The sequence below is a fragment of the Pauljensenia sp. UMB1177 genome (assembly GCF_030217965.1).
Taxonomy (GTDB): Bacteria; Actinomycetota; Actinomycetes; order Actinomycetales; family Actinomycetaceae; genus Pauljensenia; species Pauljensenia turicensis_A.
The window spans coordinates 221,745-245,327 of record NZ_JASOOV010000002.1; the positions used below are offsets into that span (position 1 = coordinate 221,745).

Annotated in this window: 21 protein-coding genes; 17 read left to right on the plus strand and 4 right to left on the minus strand. The window is 54.9% G+C overall.

Annotated elements, in window-relative coordinates; all coding sequences use genetic code 11:
* The first annotated feature begins 3 nt into the window (after positions 1–3).
* The 8 genes from QP442_RS04185 (at position 4) to QP442_RS04220 (ending at position 8,441) form a co-directional block, all read left to right on the plus strand.
* Positions 4–1,278 (plus strand): rhamnosyltransferase WsaF family glycosyltransferase, encoded by a 1,275-nt coding sequence (locus QP442_RS04185; protein ID WP_103631988.1) that lies wholly within the window; start codon positions 4–6, stop codon positions 1,276–1,278.
* Positions 1,271–2,194, plus strand: coding sequence for an NAD-dependent epimerase/dehydratase family protein (locus QP442_RS04190; RefSeq protein ID WP_006681344.1), 924 nt, complete (start codon positions 1,271–1,273; stop codon positions 2,192–2,194). Before QP442_RS04185 ends, QP442_RS04190 begins: the two co-directional genes overlap by 8 nt.
* Complete coding sequence (locus QP442_RS04195) at positions 2,184–3,134, plus strand: glycosyltransferase family 2 protein (RefSeq protein ID WP_006681343.1); 951 nt, start codon at positions 2,184–2,186, stop codon at positions 3,132–3,134. Before QP442_RS04190 ends, QP442_RS04195 begins: the two co-directional genes overlap by 11 nt.
* Before the next feature lie 13 nt (positions 3,135–3,147).
* A complete protein-coding gene (locus tag QP442_RS04200; protein ID WP_219810862.1) occupies positions 3,148–4,128 on the plus strand; it encodes an ABC transporter permease in 981 nt (326 codons plus the stop codon).
* A 2-nt stretch (positions 4,129–4,130) separates the two neighbouring features.
* Positions 4,131–5,321 carry an ABC transporter ATP-binding protein gene (locus QP442_RS04205; RefSeq protein WP_006681341.1) on the plus strand — a complete coding sequence of 397 codons (1,191 nt, stop codon included), beginning with the start codon at positions 4,131–4,133 and terminating at the stop codon, positions 5,319–5,321.
* Positions 5,314–6,285 (plus strand): glycosyltransferase family 2 protein, encoded by a 972-nt coding sequence (locus QP442_RS04210; RefSeq protein WP_103631987.1) that lies wholly within the window; start codon positions 5,314–5,316, stop codon positions 6,283–6,285. The genes QP442_RS04205 and QP442_RS04210 overlap by 8 nt, the downstream gene beginning before the upstream one ends.
* A gap of 197 nt (positions 6,286–6,482) precedes the next feature.
* A complete protein-coding gene (gene rfbB / locus QP442_RS04215) occupies positions 6,483–7,490 on the plus strand; it encodes a dTDP-glucose 4,6-dehydratase (protein ID WP_103631986.1) in 1,008 nt (335 codons plus the stop codon).
* Positions 7,491–7,493: 3 nt separating this feature from the next.
* The gene (locus tag QP442_RS04220) at positions 7,494–8,441 is read left to right on the plus strand and encodes a glycosyltransferase (RefSeq protein ID WP_103631985.1); all 948 of its coding nucleotides are present in this window, start codon (positions 7,494–7,496) and stop codon (positions 8,439–8,441) included.
* A gap of 21 nt (positions 8,442–8,462) precedes the next feature.
* Here QP442_RS04220 and QP442_RS04225 read toward each other — a convergent pair whose 3' ends face one another.
* Positions 8,463–9,227, minus strand: a complete 765-nt coding sequence (locus tag QP442_RS04225; protein WP_179369795.1) for a hypothetical protein — start codon at positions 9,225–9,227, stop codon at positions 8,463–8,465.
* A gap of 221 nt (positions 9,228–9,448) precedes the next feature.
* Here QP442_RS04225 and QP442_RS04230 point away from each other — a divergent pair, with 221 nt between their 5' ends.
* Genes QP442_RS04230 through QP442_RS04240 form a run of 3 tightly spaced genes read left to right on the plus strand, consistent with a single transcriptional unit; the run spans position 9,449 to position 14,411 of the window.
* Positions 9,449–9,745 carry a WhiB family transcriptional regulator gene (locus QP442_RS04230; RefSeq protein WP_103631983.1) on the plus strand — a complete coding sequence of 99 codons (297 nt, stop codon included), beginning with the start codon at positions 9,449–9,451 and terminating at the stop codon, positions 9,743–9,745.
* A 14-nt stretch (positions 9,746–9,759) separates the two neighbouring features.
* A complete protein-coding gene (locus tag QP442_RS04235; RefSeq protein ID WP_181002094.1) occupies positions 9,760–13,002 on the plus strand; it encodes a glycosyltransferase family 2 protein in 3,243 nt (1,080 codons plus the stop codon).
* Positions 12,999–14,411 (plus strand): DUF5719 family protein, encoded by a 1,413-nt coding sequence (locus QP442_RS04240; protein ID WP_103631981.1) that lies wholly within the window; start codon positions 12,999–13,001, stop codon positions 14,409–14,411. The genes QP442_RS04235 and QP442_RS04240 overlap by 4 nt, the downstream gene beginning before the upstream one ends.
* Positions 14,412–14,508: 97 nt before the next feature.
* Here QP442_RS04240 and QP442_RS04245 read toward each other — a convergent pair whose 3' ends face one another.
* Positions 14,509–14,928: a metallopeptidase family protein gene (locus QP442_RS04245; RefSeq protein WP_219810861.1), complete on the minus strand. Its 420-nt coding sequence runs from the start codon at positions 14,926–14,928 to the stop codon at positions 14,509–14,511.
* Positions 14,929–15,004: 76 nt separating this feature from the next.
* Here QP442_RS04245 and QP442_RS04250 point away from each other — a divergent pair, with 76 nt between their 5' ends.
* Positions 15,005–15,514 (plus strand): DUF3499 domain-containing protein, encoded by a 510-nt coding sequence (locus QP442_RS04250; RefSeq protein WP_006681332.1) that lies wholly within the window; start codon positions 15,005–15,007, stop codon positions 15,512–15,514.
* Between the two features lie 19 nt (positions 15,515–15,533).
* Here QP442_RS04250 and QP442_RS04255 read toward each other — a convergent pair whose 3' ends face one another.
* Positions 15,534–16,709 (minus strand): hypothetical protein, encoded by a 1,176-nt coding sequence (locus QP442_RS04255; RefSeq protein WP_141089603.1) that lies wholly within the window; start codon positions 16,707–16,709, stop codon positions 15,534–15,536.
* Between the two features lie 154 nt (positions 16,710–16,863).
* On the opposite strand from QP442_RS04255, the gene mtrA reads away from it, so the two are divergent.
* The 5 genes from mtrA to hpf all read left to right on the plus strand — a co-directional run bounded on the left by mtrA (position 16,864) and on the right by hpf (position 22,684).
* The gene (gene mtrA / locus QP442_RS04260) at positions 16,864–17,544 is read left to right on the plus strand and encodes an MtrAB system response regulator MtrA (protein WP_285069655.1); all 681 of its coding nucleotides are present in this window, start codon (positions 16,864–16,866) and stop codon (positions 17,542–17,544) included.
* Complete coding sequence (mtrB, locus tag QP442_RS04265) at positions 17,525–19,273, plus strand: MtrAB system histidine kinase MtrB (RefSeq protein WP_103631977.1); 1,749 nt, start codon at positions 17,525–17,527, stop codon at positions 19,271–19,273. The genes mtrA and mtrB overlap by 20 nt, the downstream gene beginning before the upstream one ends.
* A gap of 38 nt (positions 19,274–19,311) precedes the next feature.
* Entirely contained in the window at positions 19,312–20,979 is a 1,668-nt protein-coding gene (locus QP442_RS04270) for a GerMN domain-containing protein (protein WP_285069656.1), read from the plus strand.
* Between the two features lie 371 nt (positions 20,980–21,350).
* Complete coding sequence (locus QP442_RS04275) at positions 21,351–21,845, plus strand: ComF family protein (protein WP_285069657.1); 495 nt, start codon at positions 21,351–21,353, stop codon at positions 21,843–21,845.
* Positions 21,846–22,036: 191 nt separating this feature from the next.
* Positions 22,037–22,684 (plus strand): ribosome hibernation-promoting factor, HPF/YfiA family, encoded by a 648-nt coding sequence (hpf, locus tag QP442_RS04280; protein ID WP_006681326.1) that lies wholly within the window; start codon positions 22,037–22,039, stop codon positions 22,682–22,684.
* Between the two features lie 86 nt (positions 22,685–22,770).
* On the opposite strand, the gene QP442_RS04285 is transcribed toward hpf, so the two are convergent.
* Positions 22,771–23,505, minus strand: a complete 735-nt coding sequence (locus QP442_RS04285) for an IclR family transcriptional regulator (protein ID WP_006681325.1) — start codon at positions 23,503–23,505, stop codon at positions 22,771–22,773.
* Positions 23,506–23,583 lie beyond the last annotated feature (78 nt).

Below are 23,583 nucleotides of genomic sequence, written 5' to 3' on the forward strand. Positions count from 1 at the left end.
CGTATGAATGGAATGAAGAAGCTCGCGAACTATTCAAAGCTGGGCGCCTCGTATTACAAACGTAACGGCGCACGACTGACAGTAGGGCGCCTCTTCCTTGGAGTGGGCACTCACTTATCCTCTCCCAAAAATGCGGGTGGGCTCAGCGGACGAAGGAATGCTTCGTTGGTGAAGTTCGAGGACGCGGCGGTTGCTGACTGGACAGTAGCTCCGCAGTGGAAACAAGAGCCTCGATCGGTCGGAGACGGCCCATTTACGACTGCCTGGATTATGTCTCCCCCCGGAGAGCATTCAGGTGGACACCAGAATATATTCCGTTTCCTTTCTTTCTTGGAACAAGCCGGACATACGGTCAAGATCTTTCTCTATTCCTCTAACCCCCTGCCGATCAACATCAAGGGCATCCAAAAGATACTTCGTGATTCGGTTGCTTATCCTCAGTTGAATGCTTCAATCGAGGTGTATTCGCCATCGGCTGGAGTCGGCGAAGAAGTCGACGCGATCTTCTCCACCGGTTGGGAGACGGCATACCCCTCGTACCTCGACCGTTCGAATGCGCGCAGATACTACTTTGTGCAGGACTTCGAGCCGTCGTTCTACTCTGTTGGCTCCGAATCCGTGCTTGCCGAAAATACGTACCGCTTTGGCTTTGAAGCTTTCACTGCTGGACGCTGGCTTGCAAAGAAGCTTTCCACTGACTACGGAATGAAAACACATCCCTTCGATTTTGCGGCAGATTTTTCACTCTATAAGCGAACGAATGAACAGCGCCGATCAGATGTGTTCTTCTATGCGCGACCAGTGACGGCTCGTCGAGGGTTTGAGCTGGGGGTCATGACTCTTGCTGAAGTGAAACGGCTACGTCCTCTAACAACGATTCACATGGCAGGATGGCCTCTCGGTGGTTGGGATGTGCCATTCGACTTTATCGATCATGGTGCGATGAGTATCAGTGATTTGAGTCCTCTCTACAACAAATGTGCGGCCGCTCTGGTGATGTCACTGACGAACATGTCGTTGCTCCCACTTGAATTGCTTTCGTGTGGAACGATCCCGGTCGTCAATGACGCAGAGAATAACCGTCTGGTTTCAGCTAATCCGCATATCGCATACACGCCACTGTCGCCAAAGGCATTGGCGCATAGAATCGTTGAAATTCTCGATGATTCTCAGCAGATTGAAAAATCTTGCGAGGCAGCCTCGTCCGTTTCGGATTTCTCATGGGACGATGCGGGGGCTCAATTTGTCACCGCCTTCGAGGAGGCAATGCGTGGCTAACATTCTCGTCATTGGCGGAAACGGTTTTCTTGGATCCCACCTCGTGGATGCTCTCGTAGTGCGTGAGCATCGTGTCACCGTATTCGACATGTTTTCGGGGACTACCCATTGGGCCTCGGAAGGCGTTGATATCGTTGATGGAAATTTTCTGAACATAGCTGATCTTCGACGGGCGGTTCGCGGCAAGCAGATTGTTGTTCACATGCTGTCGACGACGGATCCTGCAACAGCAGAAAATGACCCGATCGTGGATATTCGCACGAACATTCTTGGCTCGGTTGAGTTGTTCCAGATCTGTGCTGACGAGGGAGTTGAGCATGTCTACTTTGCTTCTTCAGGTGGCACGATCTACGGAGACCGCGATCAAGAAAACTTTTCCGAAGAGGATCTGACGCTTCCAGTTTCTCCCTATGGCATTGGAAAGCTTGCCATCGAAAACTACATGCGTTTCTTTGAACGGAAATATGGTTTGCGTTCAACGAGTTTCCGTATTTCGAACCCGTATGGGACTCGTCAAAACCCGCATAAGCGCCAGGGAATTATTCCGATTTTCTTGAGGAATATTCTGAACAATAAGCCTCTGACAGTGATGGGAGACGGAACGATGTTCCGTGACTACATCTATGTCAAAGATTTCGCGAATATCGTCGCTACGATGATTTCGACGGGCCCAAGCCAGCCGGTATACAACGTTGGTTCGGGACGTGGCACTACGGTGAACGAACTTGTCGACGCGATGGTCAACGTGACGGGTAGGCATCCTGTTATCGAATACCGTGACGTTCCCAGCACCTATGTCCACGGTAGCGTTCTTGACACGACACGCATCCAAAACGAGTTCGGACCGTTCGAAATGACTGAACTTGAGGTCGGTATTCAACGTACGTGGCAGGAGATTTGTGAACATGGCTTCTGAAAAAGAATATGAATTCGACGCAACAGTCGTCATTCTGACCTATAACGGTGAGCAACACCTTGAGGAAATTCTTAATGCGGTTCATGCTCAGCGCTATGGTGGCACGTTTGAAACGCTCGTCATTGATTCGGGATCCACAGACTCGACGCTCGACATCATCGCGAAGAATCCGTGGGTCAGGCTTCATCAGATCCCGAATAGCGAGTTTGGTCATGGAAAAACACGCAACCTTGGTGCCCACTTGGCTAAGGGGCGCTATGTTGTCTACCTGACTCACGATGCGACTCCAGCATCTGATCGCTGGCTTCATGAGATCACTGCTCCCTTTGATATTAGCGAGCGCATTGTTGCAGTTATGGGTTCTCAAGTGCCTCGTGCAGATGCATTCCCATTGCTGCGCTACGACGTGAAAAACACCTTTGCCAGTTTTGGGCCGATGCACGGTACAACCTTGTTCTACGACGATGATTTCATTCAGGACGAGGGCGTGCGTAATGCGGTGACCTTCTATTCCGACGTGAATTCGGCAGCTCGTCGTTCAGTTCTCACAGGCGAGATTCCTTACCGCGATGTTTCGTATGCCGAGGATCAGTTGCTTGGCCGAGATGTCATTGATGCTGGCTATATTAAGGCGTACGCTCCGCGAGCTGTCGTTTGGCACTCTAACGAGATGACGATCTTAGAATACGACGATCGTATGTTCGAAGAAACGCAGGGCCTTCGCGAAGTCGGGATTGATGTAGCCCTTCCGTCGATTCCTACAGTCGCAAAGCTTGTTGTTGGTGGAGTGCTTCGGGATGCTGTTCGTTTAGTTCGTGATCGCGAGGTTACAACCAAACGCAAGCTTCACGGATTGCTTGTGAACCCGGCCTATCATGTCCAGCGCTGGCGAGGCGTACGTCGAGGAGTGCGTTCAGCGTTGAAGCGCTATGGAGAATGAGGGGGAGAGTGAAGTGACTACAAGAGCGAACTCAGAGTTTCATAGCCCCTCTGAATCAGGAGCCGAATTATCAGGGATGACACCAGAAACACTCGACAAGATCGTTGCTGATCGGGAAGCACGCCTGGTTCAAGAACCTCTTAAAGAGCTCGGGGACAAGACGGGAATTATCAAAGGTACGCGGACGGCTGTCCGAGATCTGTGGCGACGTCGAGAACTGTTCGGTTACCTTGTCAGACGAGAGCTTAAAGCAAAATACAAGGACTCAACTTTCGGTTTTGCCTGGTCGCTAGTGAAGCCACTGGCACAATTGCTGATCTACTTCATCGTTATTGGTCATTTTCTTGGAGCAGCGCGAGGTATCCCGCAGTTTGCTATCTTCGTCTTCTCCGGGTTGACAGCATGGACGCTATTCGCTGACATCATTAATGGAGGAACCGGATCAATTGTCGCAAATTCCGGGCTTGTAAAGAAGGTTTACCTTCCACGTGAGGTATTCCCACTATCTGTTGCAGGAAATGCGCTTGTTAACTTCTTAACTCAGTTCATCATCCTCCTGATTGCTGTCGTATGTACTTTTCAATTCCCGCATCTGCATTTACTCGTATTCTTTCCGCTAGCCCTTCTTCTCCTTATCGTTTACGGCTTGGCTGGAGGCTTATTTCTCTCAGCAATAAATGTTTACTTGCGTGATGTTCAACATCTGATTGAAGTGATTACATTTCTAGGATTCTGGGCTTCCCCTATTGTCTATTCCTATTCTTTCGTAGCAAACACAGTTTCCGGATGGATTCTTGAACTGTACCTGGCTAATCCAATTACCCTAGCAATTCTTGGGTTCCAAAGGACAATGTGGGCGGCAGGAGTCGATGCTCCCTATCCCACTCATATGATTCTCCGCATGACAATTGCTTTGATTGTCGGAATTCTTCTTCTTTTCGGAGCGCACCGCGTGTTTGTGCGTCTCGAAGGTAACTTCGCACAGGAGCTGTGATAATGGCTAAGACTTATCCAGATGTTATCCGTGTAGATAATGTGTCAAAATCTTTTAAGATCCATCGAGATATGTCGATAAAGGATCGAGTCGTCCATTCTTCAAAAGCTCATATCGAAGAGTTTAATGCGTTGGAAGACGTTTCTTTGTCGATCCCAATGAATCAAACAGTCGGTCTGATGGGACACAACGGTTCTGGTAAATCTACACTGCTTAAAATCATGGGCTCGATCATTCGTCCGACGATAGGAACGGTGACTACACGTGGGCGCATGGCGGCTTTACTTGAGCTTGGAGCTGGCTTCCATCAGGATTTAACTGGTAGAGAGAACGTCTTTCTCAATGCATCAGTTCTTGGCATGACTCGCGTGGAGACTGAACGACAGTTCGATGAGATCGTTGCCTTTTCTGGAATCGAACGCTTCATCGACACTCAGGTGAAGTTCTATTCCTCCGGAATGTATGTGCGCCTAGCCTTTGCAGTTGCGGTTCACTCGGATCCGGACATTCTTCTTGTTGATGAAGTCCTTGCGGTTGGTGATGAGCCATTCCAACGAAAGTGCATGGATAAGATTTCCGAATTTCAACGTGAAGGACGAACGATTCTTCTTGTCTCGCACTCAGCAGATCAAGTGAATGCGGTCTGTGACCGCGGTGTTGTTCTCGATCATGGACACGTTGTTTTTGACGGTAATACGCAAGAAGCAGTTCATGCTCTTCGTGAAGCATTTGAGCTTGCCGATAGGGAACAGAAGGAAAGCGATCCTTCAGATTACTTGTTTGGCAAAGTCCGTCTCGATGATGTTTATATTGAGGACGCACACGGTAATCGTGTTCATCGCCTGAATACTGGCGATGATATGAAAGTCCAGATGGTTTTCACCACTGAAGAGAAAATGGATGACTGGCTGGTTGGTATTACATTCGAGACCAATCTTGGTCAGCACTTGTTTACATTTGATACCAATGCCTCAAAATCGGTGATGCCTTCAGTTACGGGTCAGAATCGAGTCACATTCTCGATTCCTAATCTTCCTCTTGGGGATGGAATGTATCGCCTTCATGCGGGGATTGCAGATGGACTTGGGAGGACCATCAATCATCGCCACAACGCGTGGGACTTGATCGTTGCTGGGCCTTATGCAGGTACGGGGCCGATTGCGATGATGCCAACAATTACTTTCAATGATTGATTCTCCGCGCATCAGCGTCGCCCTGTGTACGTATAACGGCGAACGATTTATCGCTCAGCAGATTGAGTCGATTCTGGCTCAATCCATGCCGGTGGATGAAATTGTTCTGGGCGATGACGCTTCTAGTGACAACACAGTTCAGATTGTTGAAGAGCGTGTTGCTGGAACAAACATCGACCTCATGGTCCGGCGTCATAATCCCGGCCTTGGCGTCAGGAGTAACTTTGCTGATGCAATCAGCGCGACGACCGGTGACGTCATTATTTTGTGCGATCAGGATGATGTCTGGCATCAGGACAAAGTTGAGAAACTAGTTGAAACTCTTGACGACAAAGAGCTCGTTCATTCTGATGCCCGCCTTGTCGACGCTGAGGGGAATCCAAAGGGATCGGCGCTTCTTGAAGAGCTCAACGTCAGCGCGTGGGAGAAACGGAACCTCGTCGATGGCGATGCGCTCGCGGTACTACTCAAGCGGAACCTTGTTACGGGCGCAACGGCTGCGGTGAAGGGGGAATTCGCGCGCAGTATTATGCCGGTTCCTGACGGCTGGATCCACGACGAGTGGCTTGGGTTCATTGCCGCTTTCGATTGTCAGCTGGTTCTTCTTCCAGAAGCTCTGACGGACTATCGCCAGCATGAGAACAACCAAATCGGCGCGAAAAAAGAACCGTTATTTGTTCAGATCAAACGCAAGATTTCAGCAGACTCTGATGATGATGCGCGGCGCTTGACGCGAGCCCTCAGCGCATCCCACTTCGTCAATACAACACAGCGTGGCACAGCCGAACAACGACACCGCCTTGAAGAAGCTGTGAAGCATCAGCAGGCTCGTTCACTCATGCCCAAAGGGCATCTTTCTCGGATCCCATCGCTTATGGGGGAGGCGTCTAAAGGCAACTACTCGAAGTATTCGCGGGGTATCTGGGCGTTCGGTCGTGATCTTCTGCGGAGCTTTGATTCCTGAGATGCACATCTTGCTGATGGGGATCAGGGGAGGGCGTGTTTCTCCCCGCGGGGCCGGGGCTTCTTTTACTCGCAGGCACGGCATCAAGAAATGTGCCTCCCTCGGCTTCTCTTTCCTATTGATGGTGCGTCTGAGGTTCATTCACTGTCCTCGTACGGCATAATTGCCTATAACTGTTTATTCGTTAGGAGTTCATCGTGCGAATCGTCGTTACTGGTGGTGCTGGTTTCATCGGAGCCAACTTTGTCCACACTCTTCTTGAAGACCATCCGGATGTGGATGTTGTTGTTCTTGATGCGTTCACCTACGCAGGCAACCGTGGCTCGTTGACCGACGTGTCCGAGGACATGGCGAAACGTCTGAGCGTCATTGAAGGCGACATTGCGGATGCTGATCTTGTCGATTCAGTCGTTGCGAAAGCTGATGCTGTCGTGCACTTTGCTGCCGAGTCGCACAATGACAACTCTCTGAACGATCCGTCGCCGTTCATTCAGACGAACCTGGTTGGTACGTTCACCCTGCTTGAAGCAGTCCGACGCCACAAGGTTCGTTTCCACCACATTTCAACCGACGAGGTCTACGGCGATCTGGAACTGGACGATCCCGCTAAGTTCACGCCGACCACTCCCTACAACCCCTCGTCGCCCTACTCGGCATCGAAGGCCGGCTCGGACCATCTGGTTCGCGCGTGGGTGCGTTCGTTCGGTGTGGAAGCAACGATTTCGAACTGCTCGAACAACTACGGTCCCTACCAGCACATCGAGAAGTTCATTCCTCGCATGGTCACGAACCGTCTGCGCGGTGTCCGTCCGCGCCTGTACGGCGATGGTCTGAACGTTCGCGACTGGATCCATGTTCGCGACCACAACACGGCGGTCTGGGACATCCTGATGAAGGGTCGTATCGGCGAAACATACCTGATCGGCGCTGACGGTGAAACGAACAACCATGATGTTGTCACGATCCTGAACGAACTGATGGGCTACCCGGCAGACGATTTCGATCATGTCGCCGATCGCCCTGGCCACGACCTGCGCTACGCGATCGATAACACGAAGCTCCGCGAAGAACTTGGGTGGGAGCCCCACTTTACGGACTTCCGCTCGGGTCTTGCCGACACGATCAAGTGGTACACCGATAACGAAGCATGGTGGGCGCCGCTGAAGGAAGCCGTCGAAGCGAAGTACGCGGCTGAAGGTCACTGATTCGTGGATAGCCACGCACGTGGCGCGTTGGGTGAAAACCCGCGCGTCACGGTCTTAATGGCGACCTACAACGGTCGGACGTGGATTGACGAACAGATCGATTCAATCCTTGATCAGAGGGGAGTCGACGTAACGTTGCTCGTTTCTGATGACGGGTCAACAGACGGCACTGTTGAACACGTTGCACAGCGCGCTGGTCAGGATCGACGTATTCGCCTTCTTCCGCCTCGCGACGGTACGCCGGGTGTGACGGGGAATTTCCTTCATCTGTTCATGACGCATCGTCCGGATGGTTCGTATGTTGCGTTTACGGATCAAGATGATGTGTGGCATCTGGATAAGTTGTCCAGACAGATTGCGATTCTTGAAGCTGAACATGCGGATGTGACATCCTCGAATGTCACGAGCTTCGATCAGTCGGGGAAGAAGACTCTGATTGATAAAGCGGGTGCCATGCAACGGTGGGACCACATTTTTGAGGCTGCCGGACCGGGGTCGACCTATGTTTTTACGCCGGAATTCCATGAAAAACTTCGTGATGCTCTAGAGCTTTTGGACTACTCTGCCATCGGGGTCCACGATTGGTACGTGTATGCGATTTCGCGTGCGATTGGTGCCAAGTGGATTGTGAGTGCGACGCCGACCCTGGATTATCGTCAGCATGAAGCGAATGTGCAGGGCGCGAATAGGGGATTGGGAGCGTATGCCGACCGTTTTGCGCGTCTGCGTAGCGGTTTCTATCGTGGTCAGTTTTTGGCGGTCGCGCGTGCTGTGCGTCAGGTGGCACGATACGACGATCAGGTGATGGCGGATCTGAGCTCACTGATCGGCGAGCTTGAGGACACGTCTGTTTCTGGTCGTCTGAAGTTCGCTCGTCGTTGGCGTCAGATTCGACGCAAGCCTCGTGAAGGTTTCCAGCTGGCGCTCGCACACGTATTGGGCGTGTGGTAGTCGCCGATTGTTCGGTCGCGTTCAGTGCGCGCCGTCGTGAAGGAGCGATGCGCCTTCTGACTGAGCGATTCGTTGTGCCTCTTGCTCGGAATACAGTTTCGGATCAATAAGTACGAGGCTGCGCCCAGTTAACCAGTGCGTGACTGCGATGGGGGCGCAATGATCCAACTGATAAAGGGCAATGCGTTGCGATTCAGAAGACGCGGTGTCTGGTGGAAGCGGGTGGGTGATGCCACACGCTTCTTCAACGGATGTGGGTGCCCGCTGTGGAATGGGTACTTCGAGTGCGTCGCTTTGAGCGCCGACCTCCATGAGTGCATCGAGCACTCCATCAGGCAGGGGCTCTCCATTCCACGAAAACGTGAGGTAGGTGCTTGGTTGGGCTAACACCCACGCGCCGCGCTTCAGCGCGTCGCGTGAGGCCTCGTCAACCGAATCTGTCACAAGGATGTCGGAAACACCTAGCGTTGCTGAATCACTGCAGAGCTTCAATCCCATAGCAAGCGCGGGAACGCTCCACGTGAGCTTCTGCCACGGGCCCACGGCGAGGCACAGTGTTTGGCGCGTCTCATTGTTGGAGTCAGAAGAGACGGTCGAGGGAGTTTCGAAGCCAAAGGGGCCATCAAACAGGTTCGGAGCAAGGTCGCTTCCCAGAAGATTGGCGACCTTCGCGAACCAGCGGGCAATGACCGGTCCGTTGAACTCAACGCGTTCTTGCGAATAGATCGTCATTTGCGGGGATGGACGTGTTGCCAGAAGCGAAATGAGTTGCGGGAAAGTGGTCATAAGTGGAATCGTAGTGGACAGATGTTCTCCAAGCTCATCGAATAACAATGCCGGATTCCTGCCGAAAACCTGCTTGAGGCGCACAAATACTGGCTAACCACAATAGTTCACTTCTTGCAACTGGCAGGCAAGGATTTCTCAATTACTCCCTCGGGCTTGACTTATGAAGATGACACGCGTGTAATTCTTATATTGATGTAAAACTGCAAGGAGATATTCGCGTGTGGAACATTCTCGGTGACGGACCGATTTCTTGGTCTGAAGCACTCGATGCTGACTTCTACGCGTCGATTGACGGTCCTCTTGCATGGCAAGAGCACGCACTCTGCGCTCAGACCGACCCGGAAGCCTTCTTCCCCGAAAAGGGCGGGTCAACACGCGAAGCAAAAGCTGTCTGCCAGTCCTGCGAAGTTCGTGAAGAATGCTTGCAGTACGCTCTCGACCACGACGAGCGATTCGGTATTTGGGGCGGGCTGTCAGAGCGCGAACGCCGTCGTATGCGTCGCCTCGCTATCTGAAAGATGACTCTCCAGTGAGCTCCTCTGTCGTAGCTCTCGTTGTTGCTCACGAGGCCACTGAAATCCTCAGCGATGTCCTCGTTGCTGTTCAAGCCCAGACAATGAAGCCTGGTGCAATCTATGTTATTGATTGTTCTCCAGCGTCAGACACTGAAATTGCTGGGCTCATTGGTCGCATTGCTCCCACGGCCCACAGAATCAGCGCGCCCCGCGCCAAGAACATTTCGCAGGCTCTCAATCGGGCGTTCGCCGATAAAGACGCTGCTCTGAACACCTACGCGTGGGCCTGGGTCCTTCACTCCGATTCCATTCCTGAACCAGACTGCTTGAATGCCCTCTGGGCACATGCAGACCGCTCACGCACCATCGGTGCCGTCGGTCCAAAACAAATGTGCTCCGATGGGTCCCACATCATTGAATGCGGTATTCAGGCAACGTCCAGCGCGCGTCGAGCTGACGGAATTCTCCGTGGCGAAATCGACCAAGGACAATACGACTCAACCTCTGATGTCCTGGGCGTCGGCACTGCGGGAATGCTCGTCTCCACCGTTGCCTGGAACGCAGTGGGAGGATTTGACACTGCTCTCGGTCCGTTCGGAGAAGGCCTCGATTTCTCCCGCCGGTTGCACCTTGCCGGCTATCGCGTTGTTGTAGCGCCCAAAGCGAGGATTCGCCACCTTCGTACCTCGTACATTCCTCCGGCACTACTGGCGCTCAGCGAAAACACTGAAGAGTCTTTAGACGACCAGCCTGCAACGGCGAGTGACGATGCCCGCGTTCTCGATCTGTTCAACCAGCCTTCCTCCATTTCCGTGCGCGTCCCCCGCGATATGAGTTTTGGCCAGCGTCGCTTTGCCCAGCTCTATAACTGGGCAAAGGGCGTGCGAGTCTTCACTTTGCCATTCTTGGCGCTCTGGCTTGCCTTCTGGTCGCCCGCACGTGCTTTTGGGCGCTTAGTCAGCGGTCGCGGTGAACTGTTCTGGCCTGAATTGCGGGCATGGTTGGCTCTGATTGCGATAACCCCGCACCTGCTCTTAGCGCGTCACCGTGCAGCACGTAGTCGTATCGTTCCCGTCAAGGTTCTTCGCGAGCTGTACGTAAGCGGTCGACAGGTGCGTGACAGTGCGCGCAGACGACGCCAGGCAATCGGTCAAGACAAAGACGAAGACCCGCTGGTCACCGCATCGCGCGCTCAGTATCGTTCGCGCTCACGCGTAGCTTTCGCGACCATCATGCTCGCCACGATCGCCCTTGGCGTGGCCTTCTGGTGGGGACGTACCTCGTCAGTGAGTGGTGGCGCGTGGCGTACTCTCCCTTCGTCGTGGAGCGATCTTTGGGACGCAGCATGGGCTTCATGGATCCCCGGTGGCGATGGTATGGCCGGCCCTAACGATCCGCTGTTGATTCCCTTCGCACTTATTACGTGGCCTTTCTCTTTTGCCGGCATCGAACCGACTACCGTTATCGGCATCATTGCGATGCTCACCGGGCCACTTTCCTGCCTGAGCGCATGGCACCTGACCGGTCGTCTGACTCAGTCCATCGCAGTGCGTGCCCTAGGATCGCTCGCATGGGCATTCCTTCCGCCCCTCAGCCTTGCCGCCTCGCAGGGGCGTATCGGACCGGCACTCTTCCACGTCCTGCTTCCCCTTGCCGTTGACCAATGGTTCCGCGTTCTCATTGCGCCAGAGCCTCTGCGAATTGCCGGAGCGCAAGGCACCGTGGAACTGCTCAGGTCAGAACGAACCGGTGCGTTAGCGCGCTTTGCGTTGACCTCGGCCTTCCTTGTTGCAGCGCTTCCTTCCGGGCTTCTTGCAGTGCTCTTCGCACTGATTGTGGCTACCGCAACCCGGCGCCTGCCATGGGTTCACGCTCTGCTCGCTCTTCTTCCTTCGGTTGTTCTTATCACTCCGCTCTACGCTTTCGCCCTGACCAGTCCCGGAGGCTGGCGAGCCTTGCTGGATGCTTCGGGCGGAACCTTTGCTTCCACGTCCGCGCCCTCGTGGTTCACGGTGCTCGGATTGGGAAGCACGGCCTCGTCGATTCTTGAAATGAGCATCTGGGTCGCGCCTTCGGCATTCTTAATCATCGGGGGAGTGGCATGCTCCTTCGCAGTCATGACCACGTCGACGCTTAGCGCGCACCGTCGCAACCGCGTCGTCCCACTGATCGTGTTCACCAGTGCACTGATTCTTGCGTCGACACCCTTCGCCTCCAGACTCGATGCAGGCCTGAGCGGAGCAGCCACGACAACTATCTGGACTGGCACTTACTTCTCGCTTGGCGCGGTCGGCATGCTTGTTGCCATCGCACTTTCGTCCTCTCACGTCAAGACGTGGGACGCCAAAGCACCGTTCTGGCTGAAACTCGTCGCTTTCATCGGCACAATCGGAATCGTCGCCGGTGGGGTGCTTCCTGCTTTTACTCACATTCGTGCGCTTGGCGCTGACGGCGACTTGACGCAAACTCAACGCTTGACTTCAGACCACGTCGTCGCCAACCCGAATGTGATCGCGGCAGTGTCCAAGCAGGCGCAAACGTCCGAAACTGCAGGACGCGTCCTTGTCCTGGACGCAGACGCAACATTCTTCGTCATTGATGCCAACGTATGGCGCGCAAACGGACCGTCATTCACCGACTCAACAGCGCTTACCCGCGCGATCGCCTACCACGAGGCCGCCGCGGGTGCACCATCGGACGCAGCAACAGCAGACCTTCAAACGCTGGTGCTCACGCTCGTTTCCTACCCTGACGCCTCTACAGTCCAGGCAATCGGTGAACACGGAATCGACTCGATTCTGGTGCGCTCTGATTCTGTACAAGTCCAGCAGTTCGTGCAAGCACTGGCATCTGCCCCCGACATTGAACGCGTTGGCGAAACCGATGCGGGATACCTGTGGCGTATCCGCCCGCAAGGCCGTACCCCTGCGCGGGTGACACTGAATGCGTTCAACACCGTCGCCAGCCTCGACTCCGGTTTGCTTGATGCGCGTGGAACGGTTGAAAACACCGGAACGAATGCGACAGTGCAACTGGCAGAACGCGCGCATTCCAGCTGGAAAGCAACAGTGAACGGAACCGAGCTAACCCCGCAGCTGGCCTCCAATGGCTGGGCGCAAGCATTTAGTGGGGTTACCGACGGAGAGCTTCACGTGTGGCATCAAAGCTGGTGGCAACTCCCGTGGATGATCGCATCACTGGTGGCTCTAGGATTCGCGTTCTTGGCCGGTATGCCGTGGAGGAAGCGTCGCTCATGACTGAACGCATGAACAAACCGGTCGCACTGCTCGCTTCCCTTGGTGCGCTTGCACTCTTGGGGCTTGCCGCTAGCGCTACAACGTTCCTGTCCGGTGAAGAACCCACGACGATTGAAACACCCGTCATCACGGCTGCCCCGTCGTCGGTGACGCTTGCATGTCCACCGGGAATCATTGACCCATTCGCGTCGACTCCTGCCACCACGACTGCAGGACACATCTGGTCGACTCTTGCCCCCACAGACGGTGATGAACTGGCCCGATCGATCACTGCCTCAGGGGCGCCAAATGAAGAAATCAGCGTTCCTACAGGTGTTGTCATCACTGGCCAAGGCGGCGGAGAACTACTGGGATTGTCAGCCACGGGTTGCTCACTTCCCAGCGGTGATCAATGGATTCTTACGGGCTCGACGTATGCGGGTAATGACGTTGTTCTTGCTCTGGCCAATCCCAGCGCAACCCCAGCAACCGTTTCCGTGACCGGCTATGGGCCGATTGGATTGCTGGACGATGCTCCGCACACGCTCACCGTGCCCGCTGGGAAAACGATCACCGTCGTGCCCTCGGGCTGGTACCCCGACGAAGAGAGAATCGCCCTGCATATTGAGTCCGATTCGGTGGGCATCTCCGCGTGGGCTCAAACTTCCCGATTGGATGGCGAAATCCCCGCTGGTGCCACATGGAGTGCGTCGACGAAACCTGCGACACAAGTAGTGTTCGCGGGTCTTGGTGGCGAAACAGCGTCTCTTCTCCGCATCGGTGTCCCCGGGGAAGACCCCGCGTCGATTCAGGTCACCTTGATCGGCGAGGACGGGTCAAAGGTTGTCGAAGGAACAGAACTGGAAATTGATGCCCAAACCGTTCTGGATATTCCACTGACGGGTATCGCGTCAACCGCCAGTGGCATTATGGTCACTTCCGATGCGCCGGTCGTGAGTGCCATTGAACAATCGTGGGATGGCGGAAAGTGGGCGCAGACGGATCAGACGTGGACGATCCTGTCGAGTATCGCCACTGCGAACGCTCTCTCGAAGGCAGATGTTCCAGGGCTAACAACCCTGAGTGATCTGGTAACAAAGGAACTGAGTGCCACGCCTCTGCGCGCAACGTCTCTGGAAAGTAACTCCGGTGTGAGCGACGTGAATGCGCAGATGGTACTGGTGAATCCTCTCACGGATGCGTCCTCAGACGCTACGGTCAGCGTTGCTGGTCGGGAAATCCAAGTTCCTGCGGGCACATCCACCGTCGTTGATCTTCCTAGAGATAACGGCAAAGTGACATCTGATCAGCAGATTTACGCCTCCATCGTTGTCAGCGCAACAACTCCGAATGGTGTTGTGCACGCAACGTGGAATGTCGGCACCGGAGGGTTGGCAACGCAACAAGCTAGGGTCCACGTCGGCCCCTGACGGTGTCCCGGCTGGCAGTGTGTTTTCAACTAGGTAAGGCACGCATATTAGCCGACGCGCTGACAACGTGTTCGGCTGGCAGTGTGTCTTCAACCTGTCAGCGCAGGTATTCGTCTAATTCATCCGGCGGAATCGCCAAGATGTGCGAGATCCTGTCGACCAGAATCTGACGTGTAATCTTCACGACGTCCTGATCGCCTGCGCGAAGAACGATCGGAAGCCGATAGATGACAATTCTGTCTCGAAGACCTCGCCTGCGATCAGCGTGGAAAATGCGCGCAAGCACTTCAGCGTGTGATTCCCACGGAGCTGGATTTGACGGAGGAACATCCTCGGTAGCGAATTCGATTGTTGCCACTTCGGGCCAGCGTCGAGTGAGCTCTACGATGTGCGCGCCGATCATTTCATCGAAGGCTTCGCGCCTGGTTCGCCATGCGGGTGTTCCCGGGAAAAAGACGGGACCCCTGCCACCACGACCATGAGGATCGCGACGAGGATGATGAATTCGACTAGGCACCCCACAACATTAACGTGCTTCGCCTTAGCCAGAGTGCCAACGCCCCGAATGGGTAATCCTGGCGTAGGCTATGGGGGTGATTTCGGCTCGTCTTTGTTCTAAGCCAGGATGCTCGCGTCCGGCAGTTGCCACGTTGACCTATGACTATGCGGACGCTACGGCTGTCCTCGGCCCCCTGTCAACATATGCGCAACCCAACGCGTATGACATGTGCGAAGACCACGCGAACCGCTTTAATCCGCCTCAGGACTGGCAGCTCATCCGACTTGTCACCCACTTTGATTCGGTTCCGCCTTCGGGCGACGATCTGCTTGCCCTTGTGGACGCGGTTCGCCAGGCCGCCAAGACGCCTACCTCGTCATCCGAAGCATCGCAGGCTGGAGTTCCTCCGCGTTCGTCCGCCTCTCAGGCAACGGATTCGCCATCGCGTAGTTCCAGACCGCGAACCTACGAGGCCTGCGAACGAGGTCCGTTTACGTCCCAAGATCCTGATACTTCAAGCCCTCTTGACCCGCAGTCTCCGTATGCGAAACGCAGGGCTCAGTTCACGGTTATTTCTGATTCTGACGCTCCGCACTCGCACTAAACGGACGCGCTCAGCAGGCTCAGTGACGAATCTGCTCCATCAACGTGTAAGCGAAGTTTTCTTTGCGGATACGTTCGTCGACGTACATCAACGCGATGTATGTCTGCGAAAGAGGCATGACAAGCATCTGCACGATCGTGGATGCTACTGCCGCTAACGGAATTGCGGTCAGATACATCTGCGGATCGGTACTGATGGTGAACGAAGTGAAGTCGGTACTGATGGTGAACGTAGTGAATGTGGAGAGCACTCCGGAGAAAATACTTCCGATCGCGCCCATCACCATTGCAATCAGGATGGTGCGTCCAAGAGTCTTGAACGCTACGCCTTGTGTGAGCTTCCACGAGCGCTTCAACGCTTTAAATGGGGAGAGATTTTCTACCGCGCATACCGTTTGAGCAAAAATGAACCGAACGTGGAAGAACACGCACACAAGGAATGTCGTGATCGCTCCAACTGAGCCGAAGAGCAAGAAAACCATCATCATCTGAGTGTGGCTACGGTCGGTGACGTAGTTTACGCCTAGGGCGACCAGCGAGAATACGGCGAACGTAACGCTGACGATCAGGGTGAAGAGGAATGCCCAGAGAATGTTTAAACCGATCATGGCAAGCAGTCTGGACTTAAAGCGCTTGAAGGCATCTTCGGCGGATAGCTTCTTACCGATGATCGCGTCAGCCGTACCGTTTGGAACCACGATCGCTGGGAACAAGCCAGCTAGACCAAGCAGAATCAGAACGAAGGGAATAGTACGAAGCGCCATCGTCATCCCGATTGTCGACAGGTCATCGGTCGATATGTGACCGTCAAAATCAACAAGCGACGTGAAATTCGGTAACGCGAAATAGATCGTGACGAGCGTAATGATCCCAGCAACAATCGTGACGATTCCGGGAAGAATGAACAAGATGAACGGGTTCTTTGAAAGAGCCTCGAACGTTCCAGAAAACAGGTCACCCACGCCCAGTGGGCGCAGGGGGACAATTCCGGGCTGAACTGGGGAGGGAGAACCGGGCGACATCGGCGTGGAGCTCATTGCCTGAATGGGAGGCTGATTGAAGCCCTGAGTGGACGAAGGATCCTGAGAGGCACACACAGTGGCATTGTCCTGTGGGTGGAACTGCGGAGTGTTCGGAGAATCCGGTTCTCCCCATGAACCCACGTGGAGGTGGCGGAAGTCGTGTGAATCAGTCATGACGGCTCTCTGGAGGTCACTTCAATCAATGAAGATGAAAAAAGTATGGCATGAGACGATAAAGAGATAAGGAAAATGGGCAGCGAAAAGGGGAACGTTGAACCATTTGGCGAGTCGAGTCACAAAAACCGTTCGATCGTGACACGATCGTTATATGACTCCGCGAATCCTAGTAGTCGACGATGACGTCGCCCTTGCAGAGATGATTGGCATCGTATTAGAAGCCGAAGGATTTGCTATCGCCACCTGCCCAGATGGAAGCGGAGCGCTCGCGGCTTTCCACGCGTCGAATCCTGATTTGATCCTCTTGGATCTCATGCTGCCCGGTATCGACGGAATTGAAGTCTGCCAACAGATTCGTCTGGAGTCGGATGTTCCGATTGTCATGTTGACCGCTCGCACGGATACGTCAGATGTTGTGGCTGGCCTTGAAGCAGGTGCGGACGACTATGTGGCAAAGCCGTTTAAGCCGAAGGAGCTTGTTGCTCGAATTCGTGCACGTCTGCGTGGGCGTGACGACTCAGGTGACGAAAAGCTGTCGATTAATGACGTCGAGATTGATGTTCCTGGGCATGAGGTCATGCGTGGGGGCGAAGCAATTTCGCTGACCCCGCTTGAATTCGATCTTCTTGTCGCGCTGGCGCGAGCACCGTGGAAGGTGTTTAGTCGAGAAGAACTTCTTGAGCAGGTGTGGGGGTACCGCCATGCGGCGGACACACGTCTTGTGAATGTTCATATCCAGCGTCTGCGTTCGAAGATCGAACGAGATCCGGAAAAGCCTGAAGTTGTTATCACGGTGAGGGGAGTCGGCTACCGTGCCGGCGCAGGCGCCTGACCGTGGCGTGGCAAGCGACACTGACTCGGAGCTCGTTCAAGATGACGCGGTGGCTTCAACCAGCGATGTTGCCAGCTCGCCTGACACGCCTTATCACAAGTACCCGTGGCTGAAGAAGTGGGTTCAGAGCCTTCGTTCACGTGTGCGTAAGTGGACGAACTCGCGTGTCTACACAGCCGTCTATCGCTCTGGGCCTGCGCGCGCGGTCCGCGCCTCGCTATCACTTCGTTCGGCTTTAGCGATCACGGTTGCAGCCCTCGGAGTGATCACTGTTTTCGGACTGCTCGTGTCTGCTGAGTTGAAAGATACCGCATTTGAGTCGCGTCGAACTCAGATCCTCGAAGACGCAGCCCTGCGTTTTTCAAGCGCCCAGGTTGTTTTCGACCAGTCAACGGCTTCAACTCCCGATCAGGTTCAGGAAGCTGCCCGTCAGGTTGTTCAGAACATTCGGACATCTGCCGGTGGTGCGGGTGCTGTTTCTGTTATTCTCTTGCGTTCTCAGACCTCGACATCGACGTTCCGTATCAACCAGATCGTCGACGCGAATGTTGATGCGTTGATCGACACCGAAATGCGCGATGCCGTGCAAAACGGGGGACAGGCTCAGTGGAAGTCTGTTGCCATCCCAGCCAACGGCGATCACGTGGATCCGGGAATCCTTGTCGGAACGACGGTGCGTCTTCCTCGAGCAGGAACGCACGAACTGTACATCGTCTATTCCCTTGCCTCCGATCAGCGCCAGGTGAATATGGTGATGCGTGTCCTTTTGGTCGCCGCCACTCCCTTGATGATTGCTCTGCCAGTTGGCGCGTTTTGGATGCTATTTCAGTTGCTTCGTCCCGTTCGCAAAACGGCAGATGCGGCGAAGAAACTTGCTACCGGTGATCTGGACGTTCGTCTTGACGTGAAGGGCAGTGACGAAATGGCTCAGCTGTCGGGGGCCTTCAACCTGATGGCTGAATCCTTACAATTAAAGATCGAAGAATACGACGAGCTCTCACAGCTTCAGCAGCGCTTCGTTTCCGATGTGTCCCACGAACTTCGAACGCCTTTGACGACAATCAAGATGGCGGATTCAGTCATCTGGGATAACCGGGATGCCCTACCCGCTCCGGCGAAACGATCGGCTGAACTTCTCCACGATCAGACAGAACGAATGGATTCACTGTTTACCGATCTGCTTGAGATCTCACGCTACGATGCTCGCTCAGCTGATCTTGAAGCTGAAATGACGGACCTGAAGACGGTTGTTGCCAGGGTTATTGAAGCTAATACTGAGCTGGCATATCGACTGGGTGTACCCGTCGCACTTCACGCGGGCGAAGAACGGTGCGCGTGCCCGATTGATGTGCGTCGTATCGAGCGCGTGCTACGCAATCTACTCGTGAATGCTCTTGAATTCGCCGAAGGAACTCCGGTTGATATTACGGTCGCTCAGAGTCAAACAGACGTTGCTGTCAGAGTGCGCGACCATGGTGCCGGTATGAGTGAGGAAACAGCCTCCCACGTTTTTGACCGCTTCTTCCGCGCGGATTCTTCGCGTAAACGCACAACGGGTGGTACCGGGTTGGGTCTGTCCATTTCTGCAGAGGACGTGGCGCTTCACGGGGGCACTTTGGTTGCGACAGGAAAGATTGGCGAAGGAGCCTCGTTCGTGATGACCCTGCCGAAGGTGGCGGGTGGGACCGTAGTGTCGACTCCTCTTGAATTGTGGGAGGAAGCCACATGATGAGGTGTGCCCTCAAGCGACGATGTGCGTCCGGATTATTGTCCGGAATCCTCATGTTTGGCCTTGCCGGCTGTATTGCTTTGCCTCTGGCATCGGATCCAGCGCCCTTTGAGGTGTCTGTTCCTGACGTTGATCCCGTTGAATTTGCTGCTGATGGGCCTTTGAAGAATTCTGATCCGCAGACGTTGATTTCTGATTTTCTTCTTGCAAGCGCTGCGGGAACGAATGATGATTTTGCGACTGCGCGCTTGTTTTTAACGGCTGCTTCCCAGCAGGCGTGGGCACCAGATGATGAGGCTCTGATCTATGACACTGCTTCGTCGCCGTCGATTTCAATTAAAGGTGATGAGGGATCGGGAACGTTAACAGCAACGGTGACTGTTCCCGCTGTCGCGTCAGTGAACAGTGAAGGCGTGATGACGCGGAGCGAAGACTCCATGATCTCGTCGACGTTCAACCTGGTCCAAGAGGGCGGGCAGTGGCGCATCGATTCCCCCGAAGATGCGTTCATCGTTTCTCAAACGGCGTTCAGTGCCGCCTATGAACAAGCGAACCTCTATTTCCCGGCGACGACCGGGGATGCCTTGGTTGCGGATCCTCGTTGGTATCCTTCGCGTCGCCTTGCCTCGCATCTGCTCTCAGGTCTGATCGCTGGGCCGAGCCAAACGATCGAAGCGGCGGTCACGAATGCGATTCCCGGTGGAACGACGTTCCCGGCTCAGGGTGTTGAAATCAGTGATCAGATCGCGAAAGTGGATCTGAGCGCCCCCACGGTTGGCGAGGGAACCCCGCGTCAGCTTCTTGCGTGGGAGGTGACGGAAACCCTCCTTCAGGATTCGCAGATTTCCACAGTGGATCTGAGTCTTTCCGGGGTTTCTCTCGAAGGGGTCGAGACTCCGTCGTTGCCCTCCTATTCGTTGGATACGCGAATTGCTTTGCAGGCAGGTCGCATTGGATCGCTGGCGGGCTCCACTCTGACACCGTTCGACTTGCCGATTTCTCCTGCGTCTTCCGCGTCGTATCCGGCGGTGTCGCCGATTAACCGCGATGTTGTGGCATGGCGCGAAGGAAATTCGCTGGTCGTGTCCGCCTCGGGTGCTCAAGGCGCGCATTCGTCGGTGGACGTGGGGTCGGCGGGGAACGAGGCCGGGGCTCCTTCGATTGACCGCTTCGGCTGGGTCTGGTCGCCCGCTTCAACAAGCGGACCGATCATTGCAACGACTCCCGACGGCCAGGTTGGACGTGTTCCCATGAATGAAACAGGTGTTGTGAGCGTGCTTCGCGTTGCCATTTCGCCCGATGGCGCGCGAGCTCTTGTTTTGTCTGGAACGCCGTCGAACGCGACCGCTTGGATGTTCGCGGTTGCGCGAGATAGTAGCGGTGTGCCATTAGGCCTTGAAGACGGTCAGGCGATTCTCGGTATTCACGGGCAGATTGCTGATCTTTCGTGGGCTGGTTCGTCGTCCTATGTGGTTGTTCGTTCGGCTGAATCGTCGGCTGATAGTGACGATATGGAACTCGATGAAGTTGCGATTGGTGGCTTTGTTTCCCAGTCCGAGGTTCCAGATCAGGCCTTAGCAGTCAGTGCTGGTCTGACGACGGCGAATGTGTGTGTGAAGGTCCGTTCGGGTAGCGTCACGTGTCGAACGGGTGCTTTATGGCAGGCTATGCCCGCAACTTTCGCCGACGTGCGATTCCCCGGCTAGAGTGCATATCTGATTCGTTTTCAGTTTCGTTTTCACGTCAAAGTGAACAATTGTTAAACACCGTAGCAATTGAGGCGGGTTATCCACAGAATGCAGATTCCCCGTTCGCTCTCCTTGAAGCAGAGGCACATGATGGAGAAATGGAGTTTCTTCAGCGTTTACGCATCGCGGTTTTGTCCCTGCTGTCAATACTGATGCCTGCTCAATGTGCGGGTTGTATGGTCTGGGATCATGTCGTGTGTCCGCGTTGTCGTAGTATCGCGCTTCGATCCGCTCGATTAGAGCGGATCGGTCTCGTGACCTTAGGGAAGAGCGAAACGGGAATGCCATGCGCGCCCTGTGATAATGACGGAAGTGGCGCCACCGTGCCGATGGCGTTTATCGGAAGGTATGACGGCGAGTTGAGGAACATCATCATCGCCTCTAAACATTCGCCGACCTTTCGTGGCGACGACTTCTTATATGACGCGGGCGCAAGTGTGGGGCGTTGTCTTGCCACTGCGCTTCCAGGCGATGAGCCGTGGTGGGTGATTCCTGCGCCGTCGAGCTGGAAACGAGTGCTTCACGGTAAGAATGTGACCGGCGCTTTTGCCCGGGGTGTTGCGTTAGGGCTTGCGCAGGTCAGTGGACGGCCAGCGCGGGTGGTTGGCGCAGTTCGTTTGCGGTTTGGCGTGCGCTCTCAAGCGGGTCGTGGGGGACGAGGCCGCCGTCTCGATCGAGCCGGATCCATGCGCCGGCGGCTTCATATTCCCGCCAATGTGGCGGTAGTGATTGTTGATGATGTGTTGACAACAGGAGCGACATGCCGTGAGGTGGCGCGCGCTGTTGGACGGGTTGACGCGGTCGGCGTATGTGCCCGAGTTTAGCCTTTCTATGACGCAGCTCACGCAAAAAGGGGTATGATAGGCGTATAACCGATAGAGCAAAGATGACCCGAAGAATGGCGTCTTTGCCCAGCGACTGGGGGTGATAGCTACGATCACCGTCCGATGCGATGAGGCAATCGGACATTCAACCCCGCGAGCAACGAAGCTCGCCAGCTTCCCATGGAGGAAAAATGGACATCACTGTCGTCGCACGCAACGCGGAAATCCACCCGAACTTCCGTGAGTACGTCGAAGAGAAAGTCTCGAAGATTACCCTGTTCTACCCGCGCGCTCAGCGCGTCGACGTGGAACTGACACACGAACGTAATCCTCGCCAAGCAGATACCGCCGAGCGAATTGAGCTCACGGTCTACGGCAAGGGTCCAATCATTCGAGCAGAAGCAGAATCCGGCGACCGCTACGCAGCTGTAGATATTGCGGCCGGTAAACTCTTCGAACGCCTCCGTCGCTTGCGTGACCGCGCCAAGGATCATCGTCGTCGCTACTCTCACGAGATGGATGAGGTCGAGTTCCTCGAAGAACCTGCGCCGGTTGAAGATACCATCGAAGAGGCCGCTCCGCTCAAACTTCGCTCTGCGGAAGACCTCAAGGTTGGTGAAGCGCGCGAAGAGCAGCTTGGCGATACTCCGATCCTGGTTCGTCAAAAGGTTCACGAAGCCGAACCGATGACGGTTGATGAAGCACTCAACCAGATGGAAATGGTTGGCCACCCGTTCTTCCTGTTCATTGACAAGGAAACGAAGCAACCGTGCGTCGTCTACCACCGACACGGTTGGACCTACGGTGTCCTGCGTCTGAACACGACAACGGACTGCTGACGACTCGATAGTCAAAAGTGTGAGTCCCAAGAGTTTTCTTGGGACTCACACTTTTATGCGTTGGAGGTTAAAGGCGGAAGAGGAGGTTAGAGCTCGCCGTCTTCGACACTACGCAGGAAGTCAGACAGGCGGTTTGCTGCTGCGACGACGGACGGGCCGTGCTGGCGACCGGGCTGGCGCCCCATGCGTTCAATCGGACCGGAAATCGACAGGGCAGCGAGGACTCGACCCGAGGGGCCTCGTACCGGAGCGGAAACTGACGCGACTCCCGGCTCGCGTTCGCCGACAGACTGTGCCCACCCGCGCCGACGAACCTGAGAGAGCGTCGTCGCGTTGAAGGAGGCTCCGTAAAGACCACGGTGGAGGCGGTCGGGTTCTTCCCATGCAAGCAGAACCTGTGCTGCGCTACCGGCGGACATCGATAGAGTTGCGCCAACCGGGATGGAGTCGCGCAGACCCATCTCACGTTCGGATGCGGCAACGCAGACACGGTAGTCGCCTTGGCGACGGAAGATCTGTGAGGATTCCTTCGTATGATCCCGAAGAGCCTTCAGGACGGGCATCGACGCCGCAAGCAGACGGTCTTCGCCAGCAGACGAAGCGAGTTCTTGGAGGCGGGGACCGAGAACAAAACGTCCCTGCATGTCGCGAGCAACCATGCGGTGGTACTCAAGGGCAACCGCTAGACGGTGCGCGGTGGGTCGGGCCAAACCTGTCGCGGAGACGAGTTGAGCCAAGGTAGCAGGTCCGGCTTCAAGCGCGCCGAGAACGAGTGCTGCCTTGTCAAGAACTCCGACTCCACTAGTCGTTGAATCCTCCATATTCAAAAGTTTGCCATCTCAACCAATGAGACTGCAACTCTTCGCATGCTGAAACGGCAGACGATGAACAAGGAAACA

What these genes read in the sequence shown, in the direction of transcription:
- QP442_RS04205 (WP_006681341.1), top strand. Translation starts at nt 4,131, where the DNA reads ATGGCTAAGACTTATCCAGATGTTATCCGTGTAGATAATGTGTCAAAA.
- hpf (WP_006681326.1), top strand. Translation starts at nt 22,037, where the DNA reads ATGGACATCACTGTCGTCGCACGCAACGCGGAAATCCACCCGAACTTC.
- QP442_RS04285 (WP_006681325.1), bottom strand. Translation starts at nt 23,505, where the DNA reads ATGGAGGATTCAACGACTAGTGGAGTCGGAGTTCTTGACAAGGCAGCA.
- mtrA (WP_285069655.1), top strand. Translation starts at nt 16,864, where the DNA reads ATGACTCCGCGAATCCTAGTAGTCGACGATGACGTCGCCCTTGCAGAG.
- QP442_RS04240 (WP_103631981.1), top strand. Translation starts at nt 12,999, where the DNA reads ATGACTGAACGCATGAACAAACCGGTCGCACTGCTCGCTTCCCTTGGT.
- QP442_RS04255 (WP_141089603.1), bottom strand. Translation starts at nt 16,709, where the DNA reads ATGACTGATTCACACGACTTCCGCCACCTCCACGTGGGTTCATGGGGA.
- QP442_RS04275 (WP_285069657.1), top strand. Translation starts at nt 21,351, where the DNA reads ATGGCGTTTATCGGAAGGTATGACGGCGAGTTGAGGAACATCATCATC.
- QP442_RS04195 (WP_006681343.1), top strand. Translation starts at nt 2,184, where the DNA reads ATGGCTTCTGAAAAAGAATATGAATTCGACGCAACAGTCGTCATTCTG.
- QP442_RS04210 (WP_103631987.1), top strand. Translation starts at nt 5,314, where the DNA reads ATGATTGATTCTCCGCGCATCAGCGTCGCCCTGTGTACGTATAACGGC.
- QP442_RS04225 (WP_179369795.1), bottom strand. Translation starts at nt 9,227, where the DNA reads ATGACCACTTTCCCGCAACTCATTTCGCTTCTGGCAACACGTCCATCC.
- QP442_RS04185 (WP_103631988.1), top strand. Translation starts at nt 4, where the DNA reads ATGAATGGAATGAAGAAGCTCGCGAACTATTCAAAGCTGGGCGCCTCG.